This window comes from Ruegeria sp. BG9 (genome assembly GCF_056538305.1).
The window spans coordinates 249,613-273,413 of record NZ_JBQFSY010000005.1 but is presented as its reverse complement, the minus strand read 5'-3'; the positions used below and the strand labels follow the sequence as shown (position 1 = coordinate 273,413).

At 58.4% G+C, this 23,801-nt stretch carries 18 protein-coding genes; 10 read left to right on the top strand and 8 right to left on the bottom strand.

Features of this window, described 5'->3' with window-relative positions:
- Positions 1–27 precede the first annotated feature (27 nt).
- Positions 28–1,269, bottom strand: coding sequence for an MFS transporter (locus ACR0I8_RS10845; RefSeq protein ID WP_170690453.1), 1,242 nt, complete (start codon positions 1,267–1,269; stop codon positions 28–30).
- Positions 1,270–1,418: 149 nt separating this feature from the next.
- Between ACR0I8_RS10845 and zapE the strand changes: the two genes are divergently transcribed.
- The 7 genes from zapE to ACR0I8_RS10810 all read left to right on the top strand — a co-directional run bounded on the left by zapE (position 1,419) and on the right by ACR0I8_RS10810 (position 9,990).
- Positions 1,419–2,477: a cell division protein ZapE gene (gene zapE / locus ACR0I8_RS10840; protein ID WP_480703144.1), complete on the top strand. Its 1,059-nt coding sequence runs from the start codon at positions 1,419–1,421 to the stop codon at positions 2,475–2,477.
- Between the two features lie 325 nt (positions 2,478–2,802).
- Positions 2,803–4,107: an amidohydrolase family protein gene (locus ACR0I8_RS10835; protein WP_170690450.1), complete on the top strand. Its 1,305-nt coding sequence runs from the start codon at positions 2,803–2,805 to the stop codon at positions 4,105–4,107.
- A gap of 36 nt (positions 4,108–4,143) precedes the next feature.
- Entirely contained in the window at positions 4,144–5,127 is a 984-nt protein-coding gene (locus tag ACR0I8_RS10830) for a BMP family protein (protein ID WP_170690448.1), read from the top strand.
- The gene (locus ACR0I8_RS10825) at positions 5,108–6,502 is read left to right on the top strand and encodes an amidase (RefSeq protein WP_170690447.1); all 1,395 of its coding nucleotides are present in this window, start codon (positions 5,108–5,110) and stop codon (positions 6,500–6,502) included. The genes ACR0I8_RS10830 and ACR0I8_RS10825 overlap by 20 nt, the downstream gene beginning before the upstream one ends.
- Positions 6,499–8,019: an ABC transporter ATP-binding protein gene (locus ACR0I8_RS10820; protein ID WP_170690445.1), complete on the top strand. Its 1,521-nt coding sequence runs from the start codon at positions 6,499–6,501 to the stop codon at positions 8,017–8,019. The genes ACR0I8_RS10825 and ACR0I8_RS10820 overlap by 4 nt, the downstream gene beginning before the upstream one ends.
- Entirely contained in the window at positions 8,009–9,052 is a 1,044-nt protein-coding gene (locus tag ACR0I8_RS10815) for an ABC transporter permease (RefSeq protein ID WP_170690444.1), read from the top strand. The genes ACR0I8_RS10820 and ACR0I8_RS10815 overlap by 11 nt, the downstream gene beginning before the upstream one ends.
- A complete protein-coding gene (locus ACR0I8_RS10810; RefSeq protein WP_170690442.1) occupies positions 9,049–9,990 on the top strand; it encodes an ABC transporter permease in 942 nt (313 codons plus the stop codon). The genes ACR0I8_RS10815 and ACR0I8_RS10810 overlap by 4 nt, the downstream gene beginning before the upstream one ends.
- A gap of 508 nt (positions 9,991–10,498) precedes the next feature.
- On the opposite strand, the gene ACR0I8_RS10805 is transcribed toward ACR0I8_RS10810, so the two are convergent.
- From ACR0I8_RS10805 to ACR0I8_RS10790, 4 genes are read right to left on the bottom strand one after another with little or no spacing between them, the layout of a single operon-like run.
- The gene (locus ACR0I8_RS10805) at positions 10,499–11,773 is read right to left on the bottom strand and encodes a bifunctional folylpolyglutamate synthase/dihydrofolate synthase (RefSeq protein ID WP_170690441.1); all 1,275 of its coding nucleotides are present in this window, start codon (positions 11,771–11,773) and stop codon (positions 10,499–10,501) included.
- Complete coding sequence (accD, locus tag ACR0I8_RS10800; RefSeq protein WP_170690439.1) at positions 11,770–12,702, bottom strand: acetyl-CoA carboxylase, carboxyltransferase subunit beta; 933 nt, start codon at positions 12,700–12,702, stop codon at positions 11,770–11,772. Before accD ends, ACR0I8_RS10805 begins: the two co-directional genes overlap by 4 nt.
- Positions 12,703–12,762: 60 nt before the next feature.
- Entirely contained in the window at positions 12,763–13,653 is an 891-nt protein-coding gene (locus ACR0I8_RS10795) for a type II CAAX endopeptidase family protein (protein WP_170690437.1), read from the bottom strand.
- A complete protein-coding gene (locus tag ACR0I8_RS10790) occupies positions 13,646–16,753 on the bottom strand; it encodes an ABC transporter transmembrane domain-containing protein (protein ID WP_170690435.1) in 3,108 nt (1,035 codons plus the stop codon). The genes ACR0I8_RS10795 and ACR0I8_RS10790 overlap by 8 nt, the downstream gene beginning before the upstream one ends.
- A gap of 204 nt (positions 16,754–16,957) precedes the next feature.
- On the opposite strand from ACR0I8_RS10790, the gene ACR0I8_RS10785 reads away from it, so the two are divergent.
- From ACR0I8_RS10785 to ACR0I8_RS10775, 3 genes are all read left to right on the top strand, one after another.
- On the top strand, positions 16,958–17,719 hold the full coding sequence (locus tag ACR0I8_RS10785; RefSeq protein ID WP_170690433.1) for a DUF6478 family protein: 762 nt from the start codon (positions 16,958–16,960) through the stop codon (positions 17,717–17,719).
- Positions 17,720–17,730: 11 nt separating this feature from the next.
- Positions 17,731–18,090: a hypothetical protein gene (locus ACR0I8_RS10780; protein WP_170690431.1), complete on the top strand. Its 360-nt coding sequence runs from the start codon at positions 17,731–17,733 to the stop codon at positions 18,088–18,090.
- Positions 18,091–18,167: 77 nt separating this feature from the next.
- Positions 18,168–19,694, top strand: a complete 1,527-nt coding sequence (locus ACR0I8_RS10775) for an MFS transporter (protein ID WP_170690430.1) — start codon at positions 18,168–18,170, stop codon at positions 19,692–19,694.
- 32 nt (positions 19,695–19,726) lie between these two features.
- On the opposite strand, the gene ACR0I8_RS10770 is transcribed toward ACR0I8_RS10775, so the two are convergent.
- The 3 genes from ACR0I8_RS10770 to gpmI are packed head-to-tail and all read right to left on the bottom strand — an operon-like array spanning position 19,727 to position 23,712.
- The gene (locus ACR0I8_RS10770) at positions 19,727–21,064 is read right to left on the bottom strand and encodes a S41 family peptidase (protein WP_170377303.1); all 1,338 of its coding nucleotides are present in this window, start codon (positions 21,062–21,064) and stop codon (positions 19,727–19,729) included.
- Positions 21,065–21,070: 6 nt separating this feature from the next.
- On the bottom strand, positions 21,071–22,201 hold the full coding sequence (locus ACR0I8_RS10765) for a murein hydrolase activator EnvC family protein (RefSeq protein WP_480703140.1): 1,131 nt from the start codon (positions 22,199–22,201) through the stop codon (positions 21,071–21,073).
- Entirely contained in the window at positions 22,198–23,712 is a 1,515-nt protein-coding gene (gene gpmI, locus ACR0I8_RS10760) for a 2,3-bisphosphoglycerate-independent phosphoglycerate mutase (protein WP_170690426.1), read from the bottom strand. The genes ACR0I8_RS10765 and gpmI overlap by 4 nt, the downstream gene beginning before the upstream one ends.
- Positions 23,713–23,801: the final 89 nt, after the last annotated feature.

Genomic DNA, 23,801 nt, shown 5'->3' with positions numbered 1-23,801 from the left:
CGCGTGCCGCGCTGAGGGTGCGCCCAGCTATGCAGCGGCGGGGGTTGGACCTCGGTTCTCGCGAATGGGCAGGTGGACAATCGCGCTAAACGCGCCCACGGCGATACCGATCCACCAAACCATTGTGTAGTCGCCATAGACGTCATACATCCGACCGCCCAGCCAGATACCAAGGAAACTTCCAAGTTGGTGGCTGAGGAAGACAATTCCATACAGCGTACCCATGTAGCGCAGACCATAGAGATGCGCGACCAGACCGGATGTCAGCGGTATTGTAGCCAGCCAGAGAGAGCCCATAGCCAACGAAAAAACGATGACCGAAATTGGGGTGATCGGAAACATGATGAACACGACAGCAGCCAGCGTGCGCGCCGTATATACGATGGCCAGCAAGTATTTCTTAGGGAAGTGGTTCCCAGCCCAGCCTGCCAAAAGCGTGCCGCCGATATTAGCCAGCCCAATCAGCGAAATGGACAACGCACCCAAGGCGGACGTGGTCGTTATGCCTATCGAATGCAGCACGCCGCCCGGCTGGATGGGGCCGCACATCTCGGTCACGAACGCTGGGAAGTGAGCTGTGATAAAGCCGAGCTGATAACCGCAGCTGAAAAAGCCAAGAGAGATCAGCGTGTAAGACGGGTCTCGGAGAGCACGCCCTAAGATTTGACCCATGCTTTCTTCCAACTCGGCCTTACTGCTTTGCTGAGGCGCGCGCATGAAGGGCAGGATCAGCACGAGGCAGAGAATGGCGACGGCGAACACGATATAGACCTGATGCCAGGGCAGGAAGGTCAGCATCCATTCGGCCGTGGGCGCACCCAGAACCTGACCGAAACTGCCCGCTGCCGTGACGATGGCCAAAGACATGGATCGGTTTTCATCAGAGGACGCCCGCCCAACCACGGCCAGAACCACGCCGAAGCCGGTCCCTGCAATGCCGAACCCGACCAACCATGCGTAGATCTGGTGTTCAAACGGAGTGACGGACCAAGCTGAGAGCACCATACCAGCGGCATAAGTCAACGCACCAAGAACGATGGCCTTTCGGTCGCCGATCTTTTCAGCGATAGCGCCAAAGATCGGCTGCCCGATCCCCCAGGCCAGGTTCTGGATCGCAATTGCCATTGAGAAATCGGTGCGCAGCCAGCCGAACTCAGAGGCGATCGGAATCTGGAACACCCCGAACGAGGCGCGCACCGCGAAACTGACTGTAATGATGATACAGCCCACGATCAGAATTGGATTCAGCAGACGTGCGGAGTGCGGCATTAGGACCTCAGACAAACAAGTCTTGCGACGCTACTGTTTTTCGTCGGCCCGTCAATTCAGTAGATTTGCGGTTCGACATAAGGAAAATTGATGCGTGCCTGAAAATGCCTACTTTTCAACGCGTAGTGCGGGCGCTATGGCTCAAACCCATGACGGATCTGATTTCGCTTTATAACGAACGTATCTCCGATGGGTCCCTGACGCGGGATGACGCGCAGGAAGCCGTTCTGCCGCATTTCGAGCGTATCCGGGCCGAGTTGAGCGCGCCGGTGAAGCGGGGATTGTTCCGCAAGGCTCCGCCGCCGCCCAAAGGGTTGTACCTGTGGGGCGGGGTTGGACGTGGGAAGTCCATGCTGATGGATATGTTCGTCGATGCGCTGGAAGATATACCGGCGCGGAGGGTACATTTTCACGCGTTCATGCAGGAAATCCATGCGGGTATGCACAAGGCACGCAAGGAGGGTGTTGAAGACGCGCTGGCCCCGGTCGCGCAGGAGGTCGTGAAATCTGTCAAGCTGCTGGCGTTTGACGAAATGCAGATCACCGATATCACCGATGCCATGATCGTCGGACGCCTGTTTGATCTGCTGCATGCGGGGGGGGTGGTCATCGTAACGACCTCGAACCGGCATCCGGATGAACTGTACAAGGACGGTTTGAACCGACAGCTGTTTTTGCCCTTCATTGCCCATATCAAAGAGCAGCTTCAGGTGTGGGAGCTGGTCTCGCCGACCGACTACCGCCAAAACCGCCTTGAGGGCGCGCCGGTCTATTTCTCGCCAATTGGCCCGGAAGCGCGTGAGAAGATACGCGCCGTTTGGACGGATCTGTCAGGCGGCACGGCAGAGCCCTTGATCTTGCAGGTCAAAGGTCGCGCTGTTGAGCTCCCAGCTTTTCGCAATGGGGTTGCGCGGGCCTCGTTCTACGACCTGTGTGGACGGATGCTGGGTCCCGGGGACTATCTGGCTATCGCCGAAACGGCCAAGGTTTTGGTGTTGGAGGATATTCCCCGCCTGTCGCGCAACAACTTCAATGAGGCCAAACGCTTTGTGACGCTGATCGACGCGCTGTATGAGGCCAAAGTTCGGTTGATCTGTTCTGCAGCGGCTGAGCCCGAGATGCTTTATGTCGAGGGCGAAGGTACTTTTGAATTTGAGCGAACCGCTTCTCGCCTAAGGGAAATGCAGGACCAGGATTGGGGGAAGTAGGGGCGTTGCCAAGTCTTCGATCGCACTGTTGGTTGGCACACGTCGCACTTGTCAATTTTGGCCAAATGCCTTGATGCCGCGGCAAATAGATTGGTGCCAAGGCGATCACCGCGCCATTAATTTAATGCGGTCAGGATATTTGGACGGCGCGGATGGCTCCATAGCCGCCATCCATCGATACGACGAATTGCTGCGTTCGCATTCCGCCTTGCAGGCATTCGAATTGCGTCAGACTATCCGAGGCGATGGTTCCTGAAACACAGCAAAAAAATGTAGCATTTTTTCAGAATACTTTTACCTTGTGGTCAAATTTGGGGGAAGATGAATGCTAGACATCATCATTAGACAAGCCCAACTGCCGGATGGCCGAGGGCCGTTGGATATTGCGATCAAGGGTGACCGCGTCACAAAGATTGCCCCCAAGATCGAGGCTGAAGCAGGCGAAGACATTGACGCGGCTGGGCGCTTGGTTTCGCCCCCGTTTACCGACCCGCACTTCCATATGGACGCGACCCTGAGCCTTGGAACGCCTCGCATGAATGTCTCGGGTACATTATTGGAAGGCATCGCGCTTTGGGGCGAATTGAAGCCCCTGCTGACACCCGAAGCAGTAATTGAACGCGCCATGCGATATTGCGACCTTGCCGTATCGCAGGGATTGCTGGCCATCCGATCGCATGTGGATGTTTCATCCACACCTTTGGTTGGCGTTGAAGCGCTGTTGGAGGTCCGCAAACAGGTCGCTCCCTATATTGATCTACAATTGGTAGCATTTCCGCAAGATGGCCTTTACCGCGCAGAGAATGCGGAAAAAAATTTGATCCAAGCCCTTGATATGGGTGTCGATGTCGTGGGCGGCATCCCGCATTTTGAGCGTACGATGTCGGAAGGTGCACGGTCGGTCAGAAGACTGGCCGAGATAGCGGCGGACCGAGGCCTGATGCTGGATTTGCATTGCGATGAAAGCGACGATCCAATGTCGCGCCACGTGGAAACCTTAGCCTATGAGACCACGCGCCTTGGGCTTGGCGGGCGGGTAGCGGCAAGTCATGTCACCGCGATGCACTCGTATGACAATTACTATGCATCGAAGCTCATACCGCTAATCGCAGAAAGTGGCATGAACGTGGTGCCCAACCCGCTCATCAATATAACGCTGCAAGGTCGCTCGGATACCTATCCGCGTCGTCGGGGGTTGACCCGAGTGCCAGAGCTGCGCGCGGCAGGTGTAAATGTCGCCTTCGGGCAGGATTGCACGATGGACCCGTGGTACTCGCTTGGTTCCGCCGACATGTTGGAAGTGGCTCACATGGGCGTGCATGCCGTGCCGATGACATCCCGCGAGGCGATGGAGTGGGCGTTTACGTCCGTTACTCAGAATGGTGCCAAGGCAATGGACTTGCCCGACCCGACGATCCGCGAAGGCGGCCCCGCGAATATGGTTGTGCTGCAAGCGAAGGACCCGATCGAAGCAGTTCGCATGAAAGCCACCCGGCTTGCCGTTATAAAAAACGGAAAGGTGTTGGCCCGCACAGAACCACGAATGGCCGCGCTTTCTTTGGCTGGCCGTCCCACGACCCTGGATCCCGCAGACTACGCGCCCAGGCCCAATACTCAGGAAGCTCAATAACAAGAAGAATTGCCACCAACAGAAGAGGATCTACCAATGAAACTCAACACAACCCGCCGTCAATTGATGGTCGGCGCTGCGGCCACGCTGGCCCTGCCGGCTTATATCCGTCGCGTGAATGCGCAATCTGCGATCCGCGTCGCCGGCGTGCACATGTCTCCGGTCGAAAATGCGTGGAACAGCCGCATTCACCTGGCGATGCAGGAAGCCGCCGGCGCTGGCCTTATAGAGTATGAGTTTTCAGAAGGAGTAGCTCCGACCGACTATCCCCGCGCGATGCGCGAATATGCCGAGGGAGGTGCGCAAATCATCTGGGGTGAATCTTATGCTGTGGAGCGTGAAGCACGCGAAGTGGCGGGTGACTACCCCGACACCGCGTTTCTGATGGGGTCTTCCGGTGGGCCAGAAGGTGACAATTTCGGTGTCTTTGGCACACGCAACCACGAGGCAGCCTATCTGGCCGGTATGCTCGCGGGTCAAATGTCCGAAAGCAATGTCTATGGCTCGGTCGGTGGTTATCCGATCCCCGAGGTGAACCTGTTGATCAATGCTTTCCGCATGGGCGTAAGCGAAGTGAACCCAGACGCCACCTTCGTCAACGGCTTTATCGGTGCATGGTTCGATCCGGCCCGCGCGCAGGAAGCTGCGATTGCCCAGATCGATGCGGGCGCGGACATACTGTTTGGTGAGCGCATTGGCACTGCGGATGCGGCCCAAGCGCGAGGTGTAAAGGCCATCGGTTCGCTCATCGACTATACTCCACGCTACCCGGGCACGGTTTTTGCCAATGCGATCTGGAATTACGGTCCCACAATCGAGGCCATCGTGGCGGATGTTCAGGCCGGCAATCCAACAGGTCGTAACTACACGGAATATTCTTTTATGGCCCATGGCGGCAATGAACTGATCTATGTCGCCGATGAAGTGCCAGCCGACGCCATCCCGGGGATGGAGGCCAAACAGGCCGCGATTCAATCCGGTGAGTGGGACGTTCCGATTGATGAAAGCGAGCCCTCCTGATCCAGAGGGTCTTGACGTGACCGATGCCACGGCTCTTGCAGCTGCCATCACGGCAGGGCAGATGTCTGCCTGCGAACTGATGGAATCCAGCCTTGCCGCCTGCCACGCACGGGCGGATTTGGGGGCCGTGGTATATCTGGACGAAGAAATGGCCCGCGATGGGGCAAAAGTGGCAGACGCTTTGCCACCAGACCGGCGCGGTCCATTCCATGGGGTTCCGTTTTTAGTGAAAGGCCTCGGCGGATTCGCAAAAGGGCTGCCGGCGGCGGCGGGATCTGCAGCAATCCGTGCGCGATGTCGTAGACCCAAAAGTGACAGCCACCTGCTACAACATCTTCGCCGAACCGGCGTGATCCCTTTCGGCTTGACCGCAACACCGCCGTTTGGCCTTTCACTTACATGCGAACCCGATGGCATGGCTGCGACGCGCAATCCATGGAACCCTGCACTGTCACCCGGTGGTTCATCCGGCGGCGCCGCGGCCGCGGTTGCGGCTGGTATTGTTGCAATTGCTCATGCCACGGATGCCGCCGGGTCCATCAGGGTTCCCGCTGCGTGTTGCGGCTTGACCGGACTCAAACCTTCTCGTGGCGCGGTGCCCGGAGGCCCTGATTTTGCCAATCACCTGATGGGCATAGCGTCTGAGCTTGTCCTTGCGCGGTCGATCCGCGATGTGAAGACCGCCTTTGACGCGGTAGCTCAGCCCTTGGCACCGGTATATCTGCCAGAACGCCCCCGCGTCGCATTGGCATTGCCGGAGCGGTGCGGTGCCGACCAGTGCAAGGCAGCGAAAAGTGCTGCCGACGCGCTGCGCGATGCAGGCTGTGAGGTGTGCGATATTCCTGCCCCCGACCAACTTGGGGATGAGGCTCACGCAATCGCCCGAGCCATACTCGCTGTTTCCTTGGCCGAGTGGCTGACTGCGCTCAGGATAACTGATGATGAGATTCCACCACTTGCCGCAGCCATGGCTGCCGAGGGCCGTGCGACGTCCGCCACGGCGCTTTTTGCGGCCTCGCGACAACTCGCACGTCTGACAAATCGATCTCGCAAGCTTTTTAAGTCTGCCGATGCTGTCCTGATGCCGATCCTCTCGTCTGCGCCGCCCTTTGTTGGCGCTTTGGATCTGTCCGGCTCCTCCCCAGACGATCACATGGCGCGGCTAGAGGCTTTTGCCCCGAACGCAGCACTTGCAAATGTAGCGGGCTTGTCAGCTTTGGCGCTGCCTTTTGGCATGGCAAATGGTCTTCCAATCGGCGTTCAGCTGATTGGTCCCCCCGGCTCGGATTTTGCTCTGCTGAAACTTGGCGCACTTATCGAAGCCCGCGCGCCCGCAATCCCTTTTCCACACGCAATCGCAGGCCTGACCACATGAACAAGGTTCTGGAACTAAACGGCATAACCAAGCATTTCGGAACACTCACCGCCAATGACGATGTGACCCTAACACTAGAAAAAGGTGAAATTCTTGCTCTTCTGGGCGAAAATGGTGCGGGTAAGACCACGCTAATGAATATCCTGTTCGGCCATTACGCAGCCGACGAAGGCTCGGTCAGGGTGTTTGGCAAAGAGCTGCCCCCGGGTCAACCACGCGCAGCGATCGAGGTGGGTGTGGGAATGGTACACCAACACTTCACGCTTGCGGGCAACCTCACGGTTCTTGAAAACGTTATGCTTGGCTCCGAACCGCTGACGCGTAGCCGTTCTGCTCGTGGCGAGGCGCGCAAGAAACTGTTGCAGATCTCAGAGCGGTTCGGCCTGCCTGTAAATCCAGAGGCCAAGGTTCGGACGCTTTCCGTTGGTGAACGTCAACGGGTCGAGATTCTGAAAGCGCTCTATCGCGACGCGCGCATACTGATCTTGGATGAACCTACTGCTGTTCTGGCCCGGCCCGAGGCGATGCGCCTGTTCGAGACGCTGCGAGATATGACGAAAGAAGGCCTCTCGCTTATTTTCATCAGCCACAAGCTGCACGAGGTCATGGCAGCTTCTGACCGCGTGGCGGTGCTTCGTGGCGGCAGGATGGTCGCGGAACGCAATACATCCGAAACCACACCAGAAGAGTTGGCGGAACTGATGGTTGGCCGCAAGGTTGAACGCCCCGTACGTCTAGACCATGAGATTGGAGCGCCAGTCCTGATCGCAAAGGATGTGAGCGTAGTGGAAGACGGTGAGTTGCGGCTGGATGATATGTCGTTCGCTGTCCATGCCGGTGAAATCCTTGGTATCGTTGGCGTATCAGGCAATGGTCAGTCTTCCCTCGGAGCGCTGCTGTCAGGATTGGCACACCCGAGTACGGGTCAGTTAACACTTTTGGACGAAGATATCGGCCATCTGGGTCCGCGCGGCATGATCCGCGCGGGGGCAGGCAGGGTGCCTGAAGACCGGCATGCAGAAGGCGTTGTGGGCGAATTGAGTTTGTGGGAAAACGCGGTGCTTGAGCGCTTGCGCACACCGGAATTTTCGCACCGCGGCTTTGTTCGACAACGCGCCGCCCGGGATTACACTGCAGGGCTGATCGAACGTTTTGATATCCGTGGCGCCAGCCCCGATACGCGAACAAGGCTGCTGTCCGGCGGCAATATGCAAAAGCTGATCCTTGGCCGGGTTCTGACCAACGGGCCGCGCTTTGTGCTCGCAAACCAGCCAACGCGTGGTCTTGATGAAGGGGCAATTGCTTCGGTTCATGCCGAGCTTTTGGCAGCACGGGCCGAAGGTGCCGCAATCCTGCTCATCTCAGAAGAATTGGAAGAAGCTGTAGCCCTGTCAGACCGAATACAGGCCATCGTAAAAGGTCGCTTGTCAGAACCGATATCGGCGGATGAAGCCAACCCACAACGCCTTGGCCTGATGATGGCAGGTGTCTGGAAGGAAAATGATGATGCGGCTTGAACGACGCTCACATGTGCCGCTGCACCTCGCGATTTTTGCACCTCTGGCCGCGATCTTTACTGCATTGCTTTTGGCCGCAGGTCTCATCGCTGCTGCTGATGTAGATCCGCTAACGGCTTATGGCGAAATGGTGAATGGCGCATTCGGCTCGCGCCTTTCCATCGCCGGAATGCTGACCCGCGCCACTCCTCTTATATTTACGGGGCTTGCCGCAGCTGTCGCCTTCAGAGCGCGGCTTTGGAACATCGGGGGCGAGGGACAGTTCTTTGTTGGGGCGCTAATCACCGCTTGGATCGGTCATTCACTCGGAGTTCCAGGGTGGATAGGTATTCCGATCTTGATGTTGGCAGGCATGGCGGCAGGCGCGGCCCTGTTGGCAGGGCCTGCCTTTCTACGCTTGCGTTTCGGCGTAGATGAGGTGGTGACAACCCTGCTGCTCAACTTCATCGTGATCCTTTTCGTTGGCCTCATGATTGAGGGTCCTATGCGCGATCCGCTGGCCTTTGGGTGGCCCTCTTCCGTGCCCGTAGACGGGAATTACCGCCTTCCGGATCTGATCCCCCGTACACGTCTCCATATCGGTCTGCTTATTGCTATCGCTGCAGCAGGTACTGTTTGGCTGATCCTTGCGCGCACTGTTTTTGGTGCTGAAACACGAGCTGCAGGCTTAAACGCCAGTGCCGCTGCTTTTGCCGGAATTTCCCTGCCCCGAACGATCATGGGTGTGGCCCTGCTTTCGGGCGCGCTGGCTGGGCTTGCCGGGTCAGTCGAAGTCATGGGGGTCACTGCGGGTGTCACCACCACTATGAGCCCCGGATTTGGTTATGCAGGCATTGTCGTCGCCATGCTCGCCGCTTTGCATCCGGCCGGAGTGGTCGCTGCCGCTGTTTTCGTCGCCACTGTCTTTGTCGGGGCCGACGCCATGAGCCGTGCGACGGGTGTTCCCAGTTTCATTGCTGATGTTATCGTGGCGCTTTGCCTGCTCACCATGATCGTGGCCCTTCTTTTCACAACCTACCGGGTGCGCAGATGAGTGATGCAATTGACCTGCTGCTGAATACCAGTCTTTGGGCTTCCGTGCTGCGTATTGCTACACCGCTCATATTTGGTGTTCTGGGTGCGTTGCTTTGCGAACGTTCGGGCGTGCTCAATCTTGGAATCGAGGGGATCATGACCATGGGGGCGATGAGCGGTTGGCTTGTCGTCTATATGGGCGCACCATTGCTTGCAGGCCTCATTTTTGCAGCGTTTTGCGGCGCGGTGATGGGATTGCTTCATGCAATGCTGACAGTTCCACTTGGGCTTTCCCAACACGTCTCAGGGCTGGGCATAACGCTGTTTGCATCCGCTTTGGCCTATTACCTGTACAGGTTGCTTGTTGAGGTGGGAGATCTGCCCCCTACGATCGAGGCTTTTAAGCCGCTCGATATTCCGATCCTGTCAGATATTCCCGTCTTGGGACCGATCCTTTTTAATCAAGCTTTGCCGACCTATCTGGCGCTCGCCGCGGTGGCTGTGATGGCCTATGTTCTTGCCCGCACGCCCTTGGGGTTGGCTATTCGTATGACCGGAGAGAACCCTCATGCGGTTGAGGCGCAGGGGCTGAACCCGATCCGTATCCGTATCGGCGCAGTTGTTGTCGGGTCGGCTTTGATGGCGGTGGGCGGGGCCTTCCTGACCACAACGGCGTTCAACAGCTTTTTCCCGGGCATGGTGCAGGGGCGCGGTTGGATCTGCATTGCATTGGTAGTCTTCGCTGGCTGGCGGCCCGGTAAGGCTCTTATTGGCGCGATGTTGTTCGCTTTATTCGACGCCTACCAACTACGATTGCAGACAACTGTTGAGGGTGTGCCATATCAGTTGTTCCTTATGGCGCCGTATGTACTTTCGATCGTTGCGCTTGTCCTTGTCGCCCGCAGAGCCGAAGTCCCCGCGGCATTGATGGCACCCTACCGACGCGGCGAACGTTAGTTGCAAAGTCCGAATATATTGGCCAGGAAACGATAAACTCATCAAAAAATCATCTACTCGACCAGATAACGAAGCGCTGCGCACAAGACCTAGATCACAATCCGGAATTCTCTGCACAATATCTATTTTTTCACTTTCCGGTGTCATTCAGTCGCGCAGATCGAAGTCCGGACTAAAGATCACTTGAATGCCTGCCTCCGATTATTCTACCTGACAAGCTCGCGCACGCGGCGAATGGACGGTTTCCGCCCTTCGATGAATGCTGCGCTAATCGCATTGGTCGCTTTTGCACTCGAACCAGACCTTCGATGCCGCTGACGCAAATAGCCGCTTCGAGCCAATTTTGACTTTCGTGCTTGGGCCCTGCCACAGAGATCGCAATCAGGGGAAATAACTTCTCGGTCACAATTGAAAGTGCGACTATCGAACGGGCTATCGTACCTGCCGCCGCCACTCCTGTCGGCTCCTGCGGGATTTCTTCAGCAAAATGAAGCCCTGTGGGCGGATCTTAGCCGTTTTCGCGCAGGATATTGCCCGCAAGGTAGAGGGACCCGCAGATCAGGATACGTGCATGCGGGTCTTTGGCGACGATTGTGTCGAGCGCCTCGGCCACGCTGTTGGCGGTTGATGCGGGCAGATCGACCTTGGCGGCAGCGGCGGCTGTTTCTTCGGCGCTGAGGGTTGCAGCCTCACCCGGAATGGAAACGGCGGTCAGGCTCAGGGCCTGTTTGGCAAGCGGCGCGAGGTAGCCTGTTACGTCTTTTGTGTTCAGCATACCGCAGATCATATGGGTCGGGCGTTTCGGCAGGTTCGACAGAACCTCGGCCAGAGCGATCCCGGCTGCGGCGTTGTGCCCCCCATCCAGCCAAAGCTCGGCCTGACTTGCGACTTGCACAAGCGGGCCGGTTTTGAGGCGTTGCATCCGTGCGGGCCATTCGGCCTTGGTCACGGCGGCCTCATAGGCGGCATCGCCAAGGTCGAGGTGGCGCAGAACGGCAAGGGCCGCTCCTGCGTTCTGGATCTGGTGGGCACCCAAGAGGTTGGGCAGACGCAGGTCACGCAACCCGGTTTCGTCCTGATAAATCAGGCGGCCGTTTTCTTCGGTGACGTGCCAATGTTGACCATATGCAACAAGAGGCGCGCCGAGACATGCGGCGGTCTGTTCAATCACCTCCATCGCCTCATCAGGTTGCGGGCCGACGATGCAAGGCACGCCGCGTTTGATGATACCGGCCTTTTCACCGGCGATTTTCGCCAGGGTATTGCCCAGAAACTGCTCATGGTCGATGGAGATCGGAGTGATCACCGTCACGGCAGGTTTTTCGATCACATTGGTCGCGTCCAGACGCCCGCCGAGGCCGACCTCAAGCAGGGAATAGTCCGCTTTGGCCCGCGCGAAGGCCAGAAGGGCCGCGCAGGTCGTGATCTCGAAATAGGTGATGTTCTCGCCGCCGTTGGCCGCGTAGCACTCATCCAGCACCGCCGTGAGGTCGGGTTCCGAGATCAGTTCTCCGGCCAAACGAATGCGTTCATGGAACCGTGCAAGATGCGGTGAGGTATAGGCGTGGGCCGACAGCCCTGCCCCTTCAAGCCCGGCTCGGATCATCGCTTGCGTCGAACCCTTGCCGTTGGTCCCGGCGATGTGGATCACTGGTGGCAGCTTGTTCTGCGGGTTGTCCAATGCCTCTAGCAAACGCCAGACGCGATCCAAGGTCAGGTCGATGATCTTGGGGTGCAGCGCCATCATCCGGTCGAGGATGGCGTCCGATGTTTGGGCGGTCATTTCTGATCCGTATCTTCAGCAGGTGCGTCTGCGGCGGCCTCTTCCGGTTCCGGCGCGGGCAGGTCGCCTTTGATTGCCGGCGGCTGGTTCATCAGCATTCGGGTGATAGTGATCAGTTCCTCACGCAGCTCGGTGCGCTTGGTCACGCGGTCGAGCATACCGTGGTCCAGCAGATATTCGGCGCGCTGGAACCCTTCGGGCAGTTTTTCACGGATGGTCTGCTCGATCACGCGGGGACCGGCAAAGCAGATCAGCGCGTTGGGTTCCGAGATATGCACGTCGCCCAGCATCGCGTAAGATGCAGTCACACCACCGGTGGTTGGGTGGGTCAGAACGACGATATAGGGCAGGTTCGCCTCTTTCAGCATCTCGACGGCCACGGTGGTACGCGGCATCTGCATCAGGCTGAGGATACCTTCCTGCATCCGGGCACCGCCCGCAGCCGAGAACAGAACCAGCGGACGCTTTAGCTTCACCGCCTCTTGCGCGGCTGCGATGATCGCGTTGCCGACATACATGCCCATAGACCCGCCCATGAATGAGAAATCCTGCGCCGCTGCAACAATCGGGGTGCGCCCGATTTCGCCAGTGGCCACAAGCATGGCTTCTTTCTCGCCGGTTTTCTTCTGAGCCGCCTTCATGCGATCAGGGTATTTCTTCTGATCACGGAACTGCAGCGGGTCATCTTTGGGCGCAGGCACCGCAACTTCGGTGAAAATCCCGCCATCGAACAGGTGACCGAACCGGTCGCGCGGAGTGATTGCCATGTGGTGGCCGCACTGGGTGCAGACGTTCTGGTTTTCGGCCAATTCGCGATGAAACAGCATCGTTCCGCATTCACCGCATTTGTGCCACAGGTTTTCTGGCACTTCTCGGCGCGAGAAGATCGAGTTGATCCGGGGGCGGACGTAGTTTGTGATCCAGTTCATATCAGAGCCTTGGATTGTGCGGCGTTGACGTCAAATAAGACGCTACGGAAAGAAATGCAATCAGCGCCTGATGACTAGTCGTGCTGTCAGCCAGCAAACCATCATCGAGCCGAAATCCACCCACAACCACTGCCGCAACACCCCATCATCCGACATATCGTAGGGCAACACGAAAAGGGCCAGACCACTGAGTGTATCGGGCAATGAGATAATCAGGAGAGAGATCACATTATTGAAGAAATGCAAAGCGATAGCCGGACCCAAAGTGCCAGAACGAGCCGTCAGATCAGCCGCCAGAACGCCGAACACACAGGACCAGACCGCAACCAGCAGCGCGTTGTCGCCAGCAATCCCCGGCGCATAGTGACCCGCTGCAAACAAGGCCGAAGGCACGCCTACCCAGATCAGCGGTGACTGAAACCGCGCGGCCAGAGATTGCTGCAGGTAGCCGCGAAACAGGATCTCTTCGGCGCTGGTCTGAATCAGCACTGCGCCTGCTGCGAACGGCAGGAGTAAGATCCAGGTCGAGAAGGCAAGGTTCTGGGTCAGCGGATCCCCCATTCCGTAAGGCGGTAGGGCTGCCAGTGCCAGACCGAGAACCACCAGGGCCACCAAAACCCGTGTGAATTGACTGATTGCCAGGCGGCGCTCTCCGAGAATCGCCCAGAGTGATCTTTGCTGCATCTGTTTTGCAGCAACAGCAACGCCAATCGTCAGAAACCCAAAGCTGGCCAGCAGGACAAATGTCGCAAGGGGAGACGTGCCGCGCAAAAACCCTTGGGCCTGAGAGGGCGGGATCAGCGCTCCGACGATCGCGAAAAGTACAGTGTTCGCCGCCAAATATAGCGCGCAAACAATCACCAGCCCGACCAGCAGCCGCCACAGATCAGGGCGCGCGCGGGCGTCGCGCACCAGATGTTCATGCGCAGCGTAGGCAGCGGGTTCAATCATCACGTTGACCCTCGTCAGAAACGGTTTCCTGCACCACGTCCGGGAAGACATCCGCCGGGTTGGCAACCGTGTTCACGCGCGTGGCGAGCGTAGTCAGGTATCCCGCGACGGTTTGCAGCAACTGCGTCGCGACCGAGGCGTCGCTTTCGACAACGGCGCGCAGTTCTTCGGCTCCGATACGCAGGAAGGCGCAATCTGTGTTAGCGACCAGATCAAGTTGTCGGCGGTCACCGGTGATGATCGACAGGTCCCCGATTAGGCGGCCCGGCTCAACAATCGAAATGGGACGTTTGTTGCCATCTTCATCCGACCAGTCCAACCGGGCCTGACCCCGAATGCACAGGTAGGCTGCGTCCGCCGTCTGCCCTCGCGAGAAGATCACCTGCCCCGCGGCGACGTCATACCATTGTGCCGAGAACGCCAGCAGCCGTTGGTTCCGCGCGTCGATGCCCGAGAAAAGCTCGGTGGTCGAGATGATTTCGAGCTTTCTGCTGAGGTCGGCAGTAGCCCCCTCTTGATGCAGAACGGGCGTGCGTGAGACACCGTCGATGCGGCCATCCTTTACCTCGACGAACAGGTCATAGGCTTCGGGATGGGCAAAGTGATCCTCCATGAAGATCATGATCGACTCGGGCAGCAATTCCCGCAGGCGCAGCCGGGTGCGCAGGCGGCTTTCCGAATCATGGCTGGCCAGCGCCTTGTCGAGGATCAGGATATCGGGCCGTTTGATACCCGCACGCGAGAACGATGCGCGTTCCTGGAACACCGTAGGCAGGTTGTTCCCCCCCAAGCCCGAGGGTAGGTCGAACATGGTAGCTGCAGCGCGGCGGCGCAGACCGGCCTCATTCACGGCCTGGGCAACCAGATCCTCAATCTCTTCGGCGTGCGCACCCGCCATGAGAGAAACGCGCCCATAGAGGACATTCTCGATCACGGTCAGGCGCGGGAAGTAGGCGTCAGGTGACAATGGGACGAACATCCCATCCAGCGCCTCATGCATGGCGGCGGATTGCTGTTTTCGGATCGCAAGGATCTTGTCCTTGTATTCATCCGGAAAGTCGGGGCCAATTTGCTCGGCCGTCAACAGGAACGGCACCGTCAGCATCAACGCACAATCCGGTTCTGAGACCGCATCGTCCCCTTTGGTTTTCAGGCGATCCTTGATGTCCAAAAGCCTGTGATACATGTCTTTGGACATTCCCAACCGTAGGAAAAGCGGGTGATCGGTGCCATCGCGACCAAAGGCCTGGTCCAACGTCTCGATCACGGTGCTGGCCATGTTCATTGCTTCCTCGGCCAGATCATGGCTGCGCAACATGTTGCGGAAACGCTGATCACCAGCCAACGACTCTGGTGTGATATCCCGCGCGGGCGTTGCAAACAGCAAGTTGCCACCCAAAGGCACTGCCGGATTAAACTGATCCGGGTCGAACCGGTAGACATAGCGATCGAGGCCCTTGTCCTGCAATTTCTGGGCCACTGTCTCGCGAAGTTTCACAAGCTCTTGCGCCAAGCCTGGATGCAATTTCGGGTCAAACTGCGTGCGCAGGGTGCGTCGCAACATGAACTCGTCAATGCCCATCGCCTCGACCAGTTGGAACCACCACGCTCGGATGTCGTCGATATCGTCCAGCCCGGCCAGCCCCGGATCGACCCACTCATCCTCGAGCGAATCTATCGGATTGCCGGACCGAACGGCCTCGATCTGGCGGTGGGTCGGAGCCTTCTTGGCCTCAGTCTCGTGCTGAGGATATGGGCGCAGCGGCATCAGCAGGTTGTCACCCAGAGTTCCATCGAACAGGTAGGGCCGCGAGTAGGCGTATCCGATCCGAGCAGCAATCACCGCCTGATGCAGCTCGTTCAGATTGTGCCCGGCCAGCAGGACCTCGCCCTGAACCGGCACCACCTCACGCGTCAGAAGCTGCGCCAAGGCGGTGCGTTCGGCCGCGTTGGTTGACTGAATCGCCACCCGCGCGCCCTTGGGAATTCTCAGATCGATATCTTCCAGAATGGTTTTGCCGTCATCATCGCGAACGGTGATGTTCCGCAGCTCAATATCACCGGTGAGGTGCGGAATGACCTCGGGCCGGCCTTCGAACAGGTGTTCGGGGATCATGTTGGATGGGGCGAAGCGTTCGGTCACGATCTCCCATCGCAGCGACATGTCCTGCACCTGATTGTAGTAGGTCAGCAGATCCTTCCACGGGCCACTCAGATCTTTGTACGCCCCCAAGGCAGCGACCAGAGCACCTACCGTCACCTCTCCAGTGATCGCCAAATACCCGCCGACCGAGTAGAACAGGAACGGCGTCATCTGAGTGATCAGATTGTTGAGGAACTTCATGAAGAACTTTTTGTTGTAGATCTTGAAGCGGATCTCGAACAGGTTCCCCAGACGGTAACTGAACTGCGCCAACCGGTAGCGCCAGCCACCATTGGTGCGCAGATCGCTGATCCCAGCGGCACTCTCGCCGATCTCGGAACTCAGGTGACGGACCTCCTGAATGCGCTCTTTATTTAGCAGGTTAATCTGGCGTTGCAGTTTCGGGATCAACCACGCCTGCAGCGGGATGAGGGCGATACTGGCGAGCCCGAACCAGACGCTCTGCATGAACAGGAAAGTGACAATGGTCATCATCTGACCGAACTGGAACACGGGCTGGGCGATAGCGTCGCCCATCAGACCGCCCATCGGCTCGGCCTCGGAGGTGATCATCGAAACCAGTTCACCCTGACTGGTGGTGGCGAAATACGAATTCGGAAAGCGCATCGACCGGTTGATCAGCGTAAATCGCAAGCGACGCAGCATCCGTTCCGCCAAAACGCCCTTCATCGTGTTGATACGCATCTTCATCAGGCCGCTGGCGATCACAGTGGCCAGAAAGGCAAAACACAGGATCATAAGGTATTGAATCTGCGTGACAGTCACCCCCCAGATCGTGACCGTATCCGCGGGCGCACCAATGGCGTCGTTGATGATTTGCTTGGGCAGCTCAAGCGAGGCATAGAGGAACGGAAACGAAAGAACCGTCAGAACCAACAGCACAAGCTGTTGTTTTTTGGAGTGTTTCCAAATGAACGAAAACAGGGTGGGTTCCATGGCCGGGCCTTGTCGAATGAAAAACTGATGCGTGGCGTGGTTGCTGGCGACCCGCTTTTTCAAGAGGCCCGACCCTAAGCACAGACCCGGCGTAATGCAAGAACCGACGGTGGCCTCACGCACCGAAAACCGACAGATCCAAATTCCGGGTTTGTCCCTCGCCCGCTCTTTGACTAAAGAGGTCCTACGTCGGACGAAGGGACCATGGGCAGGATTCTCGAACGCTATTTTCACCGCAGGGTTTTGGACCGCTGGCGCAAGGCCGCGCAGATGGCGGGTGTCGCCCCTCAGGCCGAACTGCGACGCCAGCGCGACAGCGCGCGCGCCCTGCAAACACAGCTTCGGCAGGTGATTGACACGGCGGACATGCGGCTGCGCGACCCGCAAATCGGCTCGAACCAGTTTCCCAAACCGATCGGCACGGATTGGAGCTGGCGCCCGGATCTGTGGCGCTGGCCCCTTGCGACGCCCGGCCTTGCCTCCCCTCCGCGCAAAGCGTCCCTCAATGATCAGGTGCAGGTGTTTCATGATTGCCCACAGGCCGAGATCGCTATGCGCCAGAACCGCAACCGTCTGCCCAGTGATCTGGCCCCCTTCAACATGGGCGTGGAGGTCTTTGGCTTCGAAGGTAGCTTCCTCTCGCTTTCGATCCAACTGCCAAGCGATGCCTCTCAGGGCCTGAGCCTGCAGCACCTTATCCGCCTGGACACGCATATTGACGCGGAGCAGGAGATCGACCTCTTTGCCCGGCTCAACATCCTCAGCGGTCCGAATACCGAGCAGGTTCTGCGCAAGCTTGATCTAGCCAGCCCGTCGCCCAGCGTCGATTTCGATCTGGCCCATCTGCCGTTGAATGAGAAACGGATCGAGAAGATCTGGTTGGACCTGATCCTTGAAAACCCCGGCATGAACAGCGTCACTCTGCGCGATCTGACTTTGTGCCGCCACCATCGCGCTGATTTGTGAGGTCTTTGGGAATGACTGAGCCACGACTGACCCGGACCCGGTTTGAAAACGGAATTTGGCAAGGACATCTGCGCGCCCAGACCCAGCCGGATATTCAGGTGCTTTACCGTGGCGAAGATGTCGAAGGCGTCACCCTCTCGGATGTCGAGGACGGTTGGACCGTGACCATCCCGGTGCCGGCCGCGGCCCTCTCGGACGGAGTCCACAGCTTTGTCATATCCGAGCGCTCAACGGCCCGGAAACTGGGTGATTTCACGGTGATATCGGGCGAACCTGCCGCCGACGACCTACGCGCCGAAGTCGAGCTATTGCGCGGTGAGCTTGACATGCTCAAGCGGGCTTTTCGCAGAATTTGCCGGGACCCGAGCTGAGCCACTACCCGGGTTTTCCTATCTTTTTCGCCATTTACATGCATCATTGAGGTAGCCGCAACACTCCGGAAGCCGCCATGGATCGCAAAAGTATCATCAAAGTCATTGCCTTGATGGTGACCGCATTTGGCATCGGCATCGACTTTACCGGGGCTCTGATGCTGGTTCCGTCAATCGAAAGCAGCTTTGACAGCGATATCACCAGCACCCAGTGGGTTCTGAACATTTACGCACTGTTCTTCGCCATGACCATGGTCGCCGGAGGTCGTTTGGGCGACATGTACGGACACCGCAGAGTGATGATCATCGGCCTGTCGATCTTTCTGTTTGCCTCGGTGATGTGCTTCTTCGCCCCCGGCCTCGATTTCCTGATCGGCGCGCGTGCCTTGCAAGGCATTGGTGCAGGATGCGTCTGGCCCTGCACCTTGGCCTTTGGGGCCACCAAAGTCTCCAAACAGGAACACCGCGCGCTTGTCATGGGTCTGATCCTGGCGGGCGTGACCACGGGCAATGTATTTGGCCCAATGATCAGCGGACTTGCCGTCAGTTTCGGTGAATGGCGATACTTCTTCCTCGCCAACGTCGTGTTCTCCTGCATCTCGATGGCGACCGCGCTGATTTTGATGGAACGGGAGACCCAGCACAAACAGGGCGAACATATCGACTTTGCCGGGATGGGGATCCTGTCCTTTGCCGTGCTTCTGTTGCTCTATGGGTTGGACGTGGGGGCCGATTGGGGCTGGTCGTCGATCCCGCTTTTGCTGCTATTCTTTGTTAGCGCCATTCTGTTCCTGCTGTTTCCACGCGTTGAAAAGCGGGTGAAGGAGCCGCTCCTGCTGCCGCAATTAATGCAGAACCGAGAGTTTCTGATCACGCTTGGCCTGAATATGTTCAACGTCTCAGCCGCCTTCGTCGCGTTGCTGTATTTCCCGCAATACATGCAAAAGGTGCTGGGCTGGACAACATTCCAATCAGCGCTTGGTCTGGCCCCTCTGACCATTCTTCTGGCGGTGGGGTCAATCGTCTCTGGCACGCTTTACAATGACTTCGGCCCCAAACGCCTGCTGTTCTGGGGCTATGTTCTGGCGACCGTTGGATCGGCTAGTATCGTGATCCTGCCCAGCAGTTTGGGCTATTTCCACATCCTGCCGGGTATGGCGATGATCGGTTTGGGCGCGACCCTAACGGTCGGACCGTCCGGAACCGCTGCGGTTTGCGCGGTCAAACCTGAACGCGCCGGGCTGGTTGGTGGCCTCAGCTTCATGACGCATCTGGTCTATGGGGCAATCTCGGTCGCCTGTGCGACCGCCATCATGTATGCGGTGTCGCTGTCTACCCTACGAGACAAATTGGCCACCGCCGGCATTGATCTGACCGATGCCGAACAACGGGCGATCAATGGCGGTTCCCTTAGCACCGACTCTGCGCATGCGGTGATGGCAAAGCTGAACGCGGATCAAGTGGAAGCGGTCAAGTCCGCGCTCACAACTGCCTTTGACAGCGGCATGAGCATGGCGTTCATCTTTTCCACGATCTCGGTGTCCGTGGGCATTCTTCTGGCGTTGATGCTGGACGAAGCCAAGCTGCATAAGATCGAAAGTTGAAAGGGCCGCGCCTGGCGCGACCCTTTTGGGTTTTACTGAGACGGGCCGTCAGGATTGAACGCCGACAGACCTTTGAGGATGTCGATGGCATAAGCCAGCTGGTAATCCTCTTCCCGCAGCTCAGCGGTGGCTTCAGCTTTGGCGCGGTCTTCTTCGATCTGACGGATTTCATCCTCGCTGAGGCTGTCATTGTTCAGACTGCCGCGAAGATCCGCCTCGGAGCGTGCCGGACGATCATCCTCTTCTTCAGTTTCCGGAGCCGGGCGCGGTTGTTCCACGATGATGTCCGGGCTGACACCCAACGCCTGGATCGAGCGGCCAGACGGCGTGTAATACCGAGAGGTGGTCAGACGCATCGCCCCATCACCGCGCAGCGGCATTACCGTCTGGACCGAGCCTTTCCCAAAGCTCTTGGTGCCAACAACAATGGCGCGACGGTGGTCCTGCAAAGCGCCGGCCACGATTTCAGAGGCCGAGGCCGATCCACCATTGATCAGCACCACAATCGGCTTGCCTTCGGCCAGATCACCGGGGGTCGCGTTGAACCGTTCACCGTCCTGCGGATCACGGCCACGGGTCGAGACGATCTCACCTTCGTTCAGGAACGCGTCCGAGACCTTGATCGCCTGCGTCAGCAGACCGCCCGGGTTATTGCGCAGGTCCAGCACAAAGCCGTTGACCTTGTCGATCCCGCCTGCTTCCTCGATCTGCTCTTCCATTCCGGCCTGCAGGTTCGGGAAGGTTTGATCGTTGAACGTGGTCACCCGCATGACAACGCTGGTGCCCTCCGTCCGTGCGCGTACGGCGGTCAATTTGATCGTGTCGCGAATGATGGTCACATCGAACGGATCAGGCTCACCCTCGCGCACAACGGTGATCACGATTTCCGAGCCGACAGGGCCGCGCATCAGCTCAACCGCCTTGTCCAGTGTCAGGCCCAGAATGCTTTCGCCATCCACATGGGTGATGAAATCTCCGGCCTCAATCCCGGCCTCATCGGCGGGCGTGTCGTCAATCGGAGAGACGACTTTGACAAAGCCTTCCTCTTGCGTGACCTCGATACCAAGCCCGCCAAACTCACCCCGGGTCTGGACGCGCATCTGTTCGGCGTCGTCAGGCGACAGGTAGCTGGAATGCGGATCGAGCGAGGTCAACATGCCATCAATCGCGGCTTCGATCAGCTCTTCCGGCTCAACCTCTTCGACATATTGCGCGCGGATGCGTTCGAAAATGTCACCGAACAGGTCGAGTTGCTGGTAGACATCGGCCTTGCTCTCGGCCTCCTGCGCCAGCAGGGGTCCTGCGATCTGAGTTGTTGCAATGATGCCTGCAACCGTTCCGGCCAGTCCGGCCATCACAAATTTCTTCATACTCGTTTATCCATCCTTGCTGGTCCGAAACCACGACTCGGGGTCCACGGGGCTGTTATCTTCTCTGACCTCTATATAGAGCGTTTCTGACCGGTCAGTTCCAGTGCCATCACCACGAGTTGACAAAATAGCACCGATTTCCGGCGTTTCACCGGGCATCAAACCGACCGGAGTGCCCTCTGGTATCACTTGACCTATGTCTCCGTAGACTTCCTGCAAGCCCGAAAAGACAAACAGAAGGCCGGGCTGAGGCTCAAGAATGATCAGATTGCCAAGGTCCAGAAGCGGCCCTCGGTAGCGAATTGTAGCCGCCGTGGGCGTTGTTACCAGGGCACGCGGGCGTGCTCCCAGTACAAGTCCGGGCCGCGTCACGCCTGCCGCGTCTATTTCCCCGGCCCGGTGCAATAAAACGCCTTGAACCGGCAGAGGCACTACGCCCTTGCGGCTTTGAATAGAATCGTCACTTTGCGCGATCTCCCCTTCCGAGATTTCCGAAAGGCCTGTTGCAAACCCATCCAGTGTTTCGGTCGAGGAGATCAGGATCGCAGTTTTGATCGGATCCTCGACAAAACGCTGCGGCAACCCGGTGCGATCCGCGATGGCTTCGCTCAGGCGGGTGCGGGCGGACTGCACCCCGGTCAGACCTTCGGTCAAGGTTTCCGCTGCATCCTGCTGCAACAGGCGCAGGGTCTGAACCTCTTGCAAATCCTGTGCCAAAGCCTGCGCCTTGGCATTCAGGCCCGGTGTCACTTCGGACAGCATCATCCCGGCTCGCGCAGCCCCCAAGGGGCCCGAAGGGTGCAACATCAGCACCGGCGGGGTGGTCGTTTCAATGGTCTGCAATACACCCAGCAACTGTGCCACATCCTGTTCCCGTGAACGCAGCTCCGCCGACAGCTGCGCCTCGCGCGTGGCGGCCATGCGCAACCCGTCCCGCATGGCGGACAACCCAGCCTCGTAAGCTTGGATCGTCTCTGTTAGAGCACGCACCCGGTCGCGCGCGCTTTCTGCCTCAGACAGCGAGATGGACGCCTGTTCCAACATCTCGGCCGCCGCCAGCGCCGCCTGAGAAGGCGTGTTCTGCGCCTCCGCCGGGCCACAGAAAACCACCGCCAAGGCTGCGGCCAGAACCCTCATGACAGCAGGCTTTCCCCAGTCATCTCAGGCGGTTTGGGCAGGTTCATCAGTTCCAGCAAGGTGGGCGCAAGGTCCGACAGACGTCCGGAGCGGAGCGTCGCACCCTCGGGGCCTCCAACCAAAGCCACCGGCACCGGATTCAGCGTGTGCGCCGTATGTGGGCCACCTGTCTCCGGGTCCACCATGACTTCGCAATTGCCGTGATCGGCGGTGACGATCATCGCCCCCCCGGCTTTTTCCAGCGCGGCCACCACGCGGGCCAAGCCTTGATCCACGGCCTCGCAGGCTTTGATTGCAGCGCCAAGGTCTCCGGTATGGCCGACCATATCGGGGTTGGCATAGTTGGTGACGATCAGATCATAGCCCGCCTCGATGGCCTCAATAAACTTGTCCGTCACCTCGGCCGAAGACATCTCGGGCTGTAGATCGTAGGTGGCCACTTTGGGCGATTTGGGCATGAAGCGATCTTCGCCAGCTTCGGGGACCTCCTTGCCGCCGTTCAGGAAGAAGGTGACATGGGGGTATTTCTCCGTTTCGGCCAGACGGAACTGACGCAAACCCTGTTTGGCCACCCACTCGCCCAGAGTGTTCACGATGGCTCGTTTTGGGAACACCGTCGTCATATAGGCATTGTGGCCGTCGGAGTATTCAACCATGCCAAGTAAAGCAGACAGCGCTGGACGTGTGCCGGTTTCGAAATCGTCAAAGCCCGGTTCGGCAATCGCGCGCAGAATTTCCCGCGCCCGATCGGCGCGGAAGTTCAGACAGAAAAACCCGTCACCATCTTTGATGCCATCATAGCCTTCCAGCACGGTCGGCACGATGAACTCATCCGTTTCGGATTGGTTGTAAGCGTAGTCAACCGCTCCATGCGCCGAGTTACCGGCTCGGCCCTGACCTTTGATCATGGCGTTGTAGGCTTGGCTGACACGCTCCCACCGATTGTCGCGGTCCATGGCGAAGTAACGCCCGCAGACGGTGACGATACGCGCTCCTTCGGGCAGACGTTCCTCAAGCTCGGAGATGTAGGTGAAAGCCGATTTCGGAGCGACATCGCGCCCGTCGGTCACTGCATGCAGAGCCACCGGAACGCCAGCATCCGTGATCGCTTTGGCCGCCGCAACGATGTGGTTCACATGCCCATGGACACCGCCATCCGAGGCCAGCCCCATCAGATGCGCCGTCCCGCCCGTCGCTTTCACCTTAGCAATGAAAGCTTGCAGCGCTGCGTTGTTAAAAAATGAGCCATCCTCGATCGCCAGATCAATCTGGCCCAGGTCCATCGCCACCACACGGCCCGCGCCGATATTGGTGTGCCCAACCTCGGAATTACCCATCTGACCGCTGGGTAAGCCCACATCCGGGCCATGCGTAATCAGCGTGGCATGCAGGCCCTGCATGATCGCATCGAATGTAGGTGTATTGGCCAAATATGGCGCGTTGGCCTGAGTGTCTTCGGACAATCCCCAACCATCAAGAATACACAGAACTACGGGTTTGGGCGTGGCCATTTTGGTCTCCGGTAACTGCTCTTGGCGAACCTTCTATCGCCTGACCGCTTTGGGGTGAACCGCCTTTACGCCCATCGGCGCAGATTTAA

Bases quoted from the DNA above. Each gene is read 5' to 3' on its own strand.
- ACR0I8_RS10845 (WP_170690453.1), bottom strand. From the start codon at position 1,269: ATGCCGCACTCCGCACGTCTGCTGAATCCAATTCTGATCGTGGGCTGT.
- zapE (WP_480703144.1), top strand. From the start codon at position 1,419: ATGACGGATCTGATTTCGCTTTATAACGAACGTATCTCCGATGGGTCC.
- ACR0I8_RS10835 (WP_170690450.1), top strand. From the start codon at position 2,803: ATGCTAGACATCATCATTAGACAAGCCCAACTGCCGGATGGCCGAGGG.
- ACR0I8_RS10830 (WP_170690448.1), top strand. From the start codon at position 4,144: ATGAAACTCAACACAACCCGCCGTCAATTGATGGTCGGCGCTGCGGCC.
- ACR0I8_RS10825 (WP_170690447.1), top strand. From the start codon at position 5,108: ATGAAAGCGAGCCCTCCTGATCCAGAGGGTCTTGACGTGACCGATGCC.
- ACR0I8_RS10820 (WP_170690445.1), top strand. From the start codon at position 6,499: ATGAACAAGGTTCTGGAACTAAACGGCATAACCAAGCATTTCGGAACA.
- ACR0I8_RS10815 (WP_170690444.1), top strand. From the start codon at position 8,009: ATGCGGCTTGAACGACGCTCACATGTGCCGCTGCACCTCGCGATTTTT.
- ACR0I8_RS10810 (WP_170690442.1), top strand. From the start codon at position 9,049: ATGAGTGATGCAATTGACCTGCTGCTGAATACCAGTCTTTGGGCTTCC.
- ACR0I8_RS10805 (WP_170690441.1), bottom strand. From the start codon at position 11,773: ATGACCGCCCAAACATCGGACGCCATCCTCGACCGGATGATGGCGCTG.
- accD (WP_170690439.1), bottom strand. From the start codon at position 12,702: ATGAACTGGATCACAAACTACGTCCGCCCCCGGATCAACTCGATCTTC.
- ACR0I8_RS10795 (WP_170690437.1), bottom strand. From the start codon at position 13,653: ATGATTGAACCCGCTGCCTACGCTGCGCATGAACATCTGGTGCGCGAC.
- ACR0I8_RS10790 (WP_170690435.1), bottom strand. From the start codon at position 16,753: ATGGAACCCACCCTGTTTTCGTTCATTTGGAAACACTCCAAAAAACAA.
- ACR0I8_RS10785 (WP_170690433.1), top strand. From the start codon at position 16,958: ATGGGCAGGATTCTCGAACGCTATTTTCACCGCAGGGTTTTGGACCGC.
- ACR0I8_RS10780 (WP_170690431.1), top strand. From the start codon at position 17,731: ATGACTGAGCCACGACTGACCCGGACCCGGTTTGAAAACGGAATTTGG.
- ACR0I8_RS10775 (WP_170690430.1), top strand. From the start codon at position 18,168: ATGGATCGCAAAAGTATCATCAAAGTCATTGCCTTGATGGTGACCGCA.
- ACR0I8_RS10770 (WP_170377303.1), bottom strand. From the start codon at position 21,064: ATGAAGAAATTTGTGATGGCCGGACTGGCCGGAACGGTTGCAGGCATC.
- ACR0I8_RS10765 (WP_480703140.1), bottom strand. From the start codon at position 22,201: ATGAGGGTTCTGGCCGCAGCCTTGGCGGTGGTTTTCTGTGGCCCGGCG.
- gpmI (WP_170690426.1), bottom strand. From the start codon at position 23,712: ATGGCCACGCCCAAACCCGTAGTTCTGTGTATTCTTGATGGTTGGGGA.